This is a genomic window from Gilliamella sp. Pas-s25, from assembly GCF_009795885.1.
In the GTDB taxonomy this organism is placed as follows: domain Bacteria; phylum Pseudomonadota; class Gammaproteobacteria; order Enterobacterales; family Orbaceae; genus Gilliamella.
In genome coordinates, this window is record NZ_WTEV01000003.1 from 143765 (window position 1) to 149796 (window position 6032).

The 6032-nt window shown below is 33.4% G+C and carries 7 protein-coding genes; 3 read left to right on the forward strand and 4 right to left on the reverse strand.

What is annotated here, in order from left to right:
• The first annotated feature begins 213 nt into the window (after positions 1 to 213).
• Both accA and GQ593_RS02750 read left to right on the forward strand, forming a co-directional pair.
• Positions 214 to 1173 carry an acetyl-CoA carboxylase carboxyl transferase subunit alpha gene (gene accA, locus GQ593_RS02745; protein WP_160430510.1) on the forward strand — a complete coding sequence of 320 codons (960 nt, stop codon included), beginning with the start codon at positions 214 to 216 and terminating at the stop codon, positions 1171 to 1173.
• Between the two features lie 20 nt (positions 1174 to 1193).
• Positions 1194 to 1562: a diacylglycerol kinase gene (locus tag GQ593_RS02750; protein WP_160430511.1), complete on the forward strand. Its 369-nt coding sequence runs from the start codon at positions 1194 to 1196 to the stop codon at positions 1560 to 1562.
• A gap of 59 nt (positions 1563 to 1621) precedes the next feature.
• On the opposite strand, the gene GQ593_RS02755 is transcribed toward GQ593_RS02750, so the two are convergent.
• Genes GQ593_RS02755 through metK form a run of 4 tightly spaced genes read right to left on the reverse strand, consistent with a single transcriptional unit; the run spans position 1622 to position 4728 of the window.
• Complete coding sequence (locus GQ593_RS02755) at positions 1622 to 2464, reverse strand: 23S rRNA (adenine(2030)-N(6))-methyltransferase RlmJ (protein ID WP_160430512.1); 843 nt, start codon at positions 2462 to 2464, stop codon at positions 1622 to 1624.
• Entirely contained in the window at positions 2464 to 3075 is a 612-nt protein-coding gene (locus GQ593_RS02760; protein WP_160430513.1) for a hypothetical protein, read from the reverse strand. The genes GQ593_RS02755 and GQ593_RS02760 overlap by 1 nt, the downstream gene beginning before the upstream one ends.
• Positions 3076 to 3089: 14 nt before the next feature.
• On the reverse strand, positions 3090 to 3587 hold the full coding sequence (locus tag GQ593_RS02765) for a SprT family zinc-dependent metalloprotease (protein WP_160430521.1): 498 nt from the start codon (positions 3585 to 3587) through the stop codon (positions 3090 to 3092).
• Positions 3577 to 4728 (reverse strand): methionine adenosyltransferase, encoded by a 1152-nt coding sequence (metK, locus tag GQ593_RS02770; RefSeq protein ID WP_085246999.1) that lies wholly within the window; start codon positions 4726 to 4728, stop codon positions 3577 to 3579. Before metK ends, GQ593_RS02765 begins: the two co-directional genes overlap by 11 nt.
• A 217-nt stretch (positions 4729 to 4945) precedes the next feature.
• Between metK and murI the strand changes: the two genes are divergently transcribed.
• On the forward strand, positions 4946 to 5761 hold the full coding sequence (gene murI / locus GQ593_RS02775; protein ID WP_160430514.1) for a glutamate racemase: 816 nt from the start codon (positions 4946 to 4948) through the stop codon (positions 5759 to 5761).
• Positions 5762 to 6032 lie beyond the last annotated feature (271 nt).

Genomic DNA, 6032 nt, shown 5'->3' on the forward strand with positions numbered 1-6032 from the left:
GATTATTAACATTGACGAATAAAAAAGCTGCTTTTATTAAGTTTATGTAGCTAAATTTTGGAAAAGTTGAAGCCTATTAATATAAATATAGGTGACTTCAATGAGTATTACATAGTAGAATTGGTTTAATTTTATCTTCAGAATTAGTCAGTATACTATTGAATAGTGTATTTTTTAAAGTACCGAATGAATTAAGAGGCAAGTACAAGCGTTATGAACAATTTTTTGGAATTTGAGAAGCCGATAGCGGAATTAGAAGCAAAAATTAATTCCTTAAAGAATATTGATTCACAACAAGTTGAATTAGATATTAATTTAGATAAAGAGATTAAGCAATTACATAAAAAAAGTCGAGAATTAACAAAAAAAATATTTGCTAATTTAACTCCTTGGGAAATTGCGCAATTAGCTAGACATCCAAATCGTCCTTATACATTGGATTATATAAAAGAGATTTTCACTGATTTTGATGAATTAGCTGGGGATCGAGCTTATGCCGATGATAAAGCAATTGTTGGAGGAATAGCTCGTATTGATGGACGAGCTGTGGTAGTTATTGGACATCAAAAAGGACGTGAAACAAAACAGAAAATTTATCGAAACTTTGGTATGCCAGCTCCAGAGGGATATCGTAAAGCTTTACGATTAATGCAATTAGCTGAACGTTTTAAATTGCCTATCATTACTTTTATTGATACTCCCGGAGCTTACCCAGGTATTGGGGCTGAGGAACGAGGTCAAGCAGAGGCTATTGCCCGTAATTTAAGGGAAATGTCACGTCTTAAAATCCCAACTATTTGTACCGTCATTGGTGAAGGGGGATCTGGGGGAGCGCTTGCTATCGGTGTAGCAGATAAAGTTAATATGCTTCAATATAGTACTTATTCTGTTATCTCACCAGAGGGTTGTGCTTCTATTTTATGGAAAAGTGCTGACAAAGCACCTGTTGCTGCTGAAGCTATGAATATGACAGCAGATAATTTATTAAAGTTAAATTTGATTGATTCAATCGTGCCTGAGCCACTTGGTGGGGCTCACCGAGATTATACCGCTATTTCTGTTTCACTCAAAAACCAGTTACTTAGTGATCTTGATGAACTTGAAAGTATGGATTTATCTGTATTACTAGAAAGAAGATTTCAACGTTTGATGAACTATGGTTATGTAAGGTAATTTAAATCAGGAACGTTATAATGAAAAAATCGACAGGATTACTTCGTATCTTTAATGCGACAAAATACTCTTTAAAAGGCTTAAAATCAGCGATCAAACATGAAGCTGCATTTCGTCAAGAGTTAATTGTATTGGGTTTAGCTTATATCATTGTAATGCTAGTTGATTTTTCTATTTATGAACGCATCTTATTACTTGGTTCGATCGGTGTTGTGATGATTACCGAGTTAATTAATAGTGCAATTGAGTGTGTTGTTGATCGTATCGGCCATGAAAGACATGAGCTATCTGGCCGAGCGAAGGATTATGGTTCAGCAGCTGTATTTTTATCGTTATTATTGACTGTTACCTTATGGATTTATCTATTTTCTTGTCACTTTTTTCCGTGATTTTTTATTGAAACGTATACTTTCCTGAAAGTTTTTGACAATAGATAACTAATAAAAAATTATTCAGAAACGAGTTCTTTAATAATAAAATTTCCAGTTTTTTCACTATCTAACGTTGTTTTTAACCATGGCATAACTATACTCATTTGTTCATGTAATTTCCATGGTGGGTTAATTACTATCATTCCTGATGCGGTCATGCCTTTTTGATTATTATCTGGTTTTATTGCTAGTTCGAACTGTGAAATTCGTTTAATACCTAACTTCACAATGCCATCAATCATTTTTTGCGTTTGGCTGCGAGACACAACAGGATACCAAATTAAATAGACACCAGTTGCAAAACGCTTATAGGCTTCAAACAGTGCTGTAGGAATTGTTTGATAATCGTCCTTTATTTCATAGGAAGGATCGATCAATATTATCCCACGGCGTGAATCTGGCGGTAACTTCGATTTTAATTGAGAAAAACCATCTTCACGTAATACTCTTGTTCGTTTATCTTTATTAAATTCTTGCCTTAATAAAGGATAATCAGTTGGATGTAATTCAGTAAGATTGAGCTTGTCTTGCTCACGTAATAATTGCTTGGCAATTAATGGTGAGCCAGGATAATATTTTAATTCATCAAAAGGATTATATCTTTTTAGTATCGATATATAGGTATTTAACAGTGCAGGGATATTTGATTGTTGCCAAATCAAATTAATTCCTGATAAATATTCACCTGTTTTTGCAGCATGTTCACTCTTTAATAGGTATCGGCCAGCGCCTGAGTGTGTATCTAAATATAAAAAAGGTTTTTCTTTTTCTTTTAATGATTCAATACAGAATGTTAACACAATATGTTTTAATACATCCGCATGATTACCAGCATGATAACTATGACGATAGCTTAACATTATAAATTCTCCTTCTTTTGTTCATTTTTTTGCATATAAAAGGTCGTTAAAGCTAAACAAAGAAGGCAGGGGATTTCCATTAATTCTTCTATTAAATCTTTTCGATCCCTTGTAATAACTAATAATTCATGGCCAATGCGGCGGTGTTCTGCAATATCAGCTATACCCAAGAATAAAAAAGCTAAAAATATATGCCAAACTGGAATTTTTTCAAATTTATAGCGACGAACAATTTCTTGGCGAATTGTAGGTAAAAATATACTGAGTATTGGAAGTGCTATTAAAAAACTAGCAATAATTTTGTAATAAAAACGCGGTACTTCAGGAAAAAAGTCTCGCCCCCAACTAATTCCTCGACCAAAAAGCATCAACCACCAAAATATTGTCCAAATCCAAAATTTATATAGATTTGGATGTTCAGCCATTTTTTTTGCATAGCAGTAAGTATAGCCGCACATAAATAACAAAAAGAGTGATTGGACATGTTCAATAAGTGTGACAGTAAGTCCATTATATAAAGGTATAAAAAAATTACCTATAATATAAAGAGTAATACCAAGAATAATAATCGATAAGGAACTTTTGTAAAAATGAAAATCTAATTTACACATACAATATCTTAATATTAATTAGCGCGTTTAAGTTTGAGTATAGTACCGCATTTACGACATAAATAACTAGTTTTATTATTTTGAATTTTATTGTGTCTTATGGATGTTAGGTGATGTTGTTGACACTTGCAGTAGTATAAATAAGTATTGCGGTGTACTGTAAAACGATGAGTGGTCGTTGGGATTTTGCCTAATATTTCTGACATAATATATTGCCATTGTTTACCATGTGGCTTTACTTTTCCAAATTCTTTAAAAACAATTAGATGGGCTAATTCATGAGGTACCACTTCCTCAATAAAATGCATACCATTTTCTAGTAACATAATTGAATTAAGTTGAATTTCCCAACGTACTAAAAATGCACTGCCCGCAATGCTCCCTTTCGGTTTATAGATGATTTTAGGTTCTGTATATTGAGTATGGAGAAGTTGATTGGCTTGTATTAAGTGAGTTCTTAAACAAGCCATTACCTGATTATGTAAATAAATTGGTATGCGTTTATAGTCCAGCTGCATCGCGAAGTAGTGCTGCTTTATCGGTTTTTTCCCAAGGGAAGATATCTCGCCCAAAATGACCGTAACTTGCAGTTTGTTGGTAAATTGGCTGAATAAGGTCAAGCATCTGAATCAATCCATAAGGTCTTAAATCAAAAAATTCTTTGATAAGTGTAACAATTTTATGGTGATCGATTTTTTCAGTACCAAAAGTATTAACATAAATTGATGTAGGATTGGCAATACCAATTGCATAAGATATCTGTAATTCACATCTGTCAGCAAGTCCAGCTGCAACAATATTTTTTGCTACATAGCGTGCAGCATAAGCTGCTGAACGGTCAACTTTTGATGGATCTTTTCCTGAAAAAGCTCCACCTCCATGACGCGCGGCTCCGCCATAAGTATCTACAATAATTTTGCGGCCAGTTAACCCACAATCTCCCATTGGACCACCAATAACAAAGCGTCCAGTTGGATTAATAAAGTATTTAGTCCTTGACGTTAACCATTCGGTTGGTAATGTAGGTTTAATGATTTCTTCCATAACAGCTTCATGTAATGCTTTTTGGTCAATGGCTTCTGAATGCTGAGTAGATAAAACGATAGTATCAACCCCTTTTATTTGACCGTCTTGGTAAATTAATGTGACTTGGCTTTTTGCATCGGGTCTTAACCAAGGAAGTGTACCATTTTTTCTGACTTCTGCTTGGCGACGCATTAAATCATGCGCATAACTTATGGCTGCAGGCATAAAGTTTGGCATTTCATTGGTCGCATAACCAAACATTATACCTTGATCGCCTGCACCTTGTTCTAGTGGATCTTTTCGATCGACACCTTGATTAATGTCAGGAGATTGCTTACCAATAGCATTAAGCACCGCACATGAATTTGCATCAAATCCCATTTCTGAACTGGTATAACCAATATCATTAATGGTTTTTCTTGTTAATTCCTCAATATCTACCCAAGCTGAAGTTGTGATTTCACCACCAACTAAAGCCATACCTGTTTTTACATAAGTTTCACATGCGACTCGTGCTTTTGGATCTTGTTTTAAAATAGCATCAAGCACAGCATCAGATATTTGATCGGCAATTTTATCTGGATGTCCTTCTGAAACGGACTCTGAAGTAAATAAAAATTCTGACATAATATATCCCCTTTTAACTTATTGAATGCAATGCTTGAACTACAATACTATAGTTTAAGATCTTTAATTTTAGCAGTTTTACCATCTAGACGTCTATTTTAATAATTTATTACTAAAAAAGCCAGTCTTCCCTAACACAAAATTGCTTGCATTAATTTTTAATCAATTTACGATATTGCGCGTTTCTAATTTATTATCTAATAACCTATAACTAAAAATGAATATTGTAAGACAATCTCCGTCGGTGTTAGTGTTTGATTCAGGTATTGGTGGATTAACTGTTTATAATGAAATCTATAATAAAGTACCTAATGCACACTATATCTATGCATTTGATAATGAACTGTTTCCTTATGGAGATAAATCAGCAGAGTTTTTAATTAATAGAGTCAATTCAGTCATAGAAACTATTACTAAATTTTATACAATTGATTTAGCGGTTATTGCCTGCAATACGGCTAGTACTGTCTGTTTACCTAACTTACGTTCTAAATTTTCTTTTCCTATTATTGGTGTTGTACCGGCTATTAAACCAGCTAGCTTACTTACTAAAAATAAATGTATAGGGTTATTAGCAACCAAAGCTACAATAGAGCGAACCTATACAACCAATTTAATTCAGCAATTTGCAGCAAATTGTAGTGTTCAATTGTTAGGTCTTTCTGAATTAGCACTTATAGCCGAAAATAAATTACAGGGTATTACTGTAGATATGCAACAACTAAAAGAATTAATGCAACCTTGGCTTGAATTACAAACAGTCCCCGATACAATTGTGCTTGGTTGTACGCATTATCCTTTTATCAAAAAAGAATTACAGATGATTTTTTCTCAAGCTACCTTTATAGATTCAGGTTATGCGATTGCAACCAGGGTTTATAATTTGTTAAATGATAAATACGATCTGAAACAAAAAACTTCAGATGCGTCTGAAAATATTGTGCTAAGTACAAACTATAACCAGTCTGTGGAAAAGTTGATTAAAAAATTATCTGATTACAATCTTAATAAATATCAATTAATTAAAGTTTGATGTGTTTGAATGTTGCGCTAACGAGTAAATATTTTATCTTTTTTACTTGCCAAAAAAAAAGAAGTCCCTATAATGCGCATCCACTGACACGCAGTCAGCGACAAGCAGGCGGTGAGTTAGAAAGCGAGATCAAAAATTTTAAAAAAAGATCTTGACGAATGAAAAGGTGTAGCGTAGTATACGCAGCCCTTGAGACAGCAAACTAAATTAACAAAATGTTGATTGAAAGTTGAAGCTGTTAGCTCTTTAAAAATAAGAAACAGACAATCTG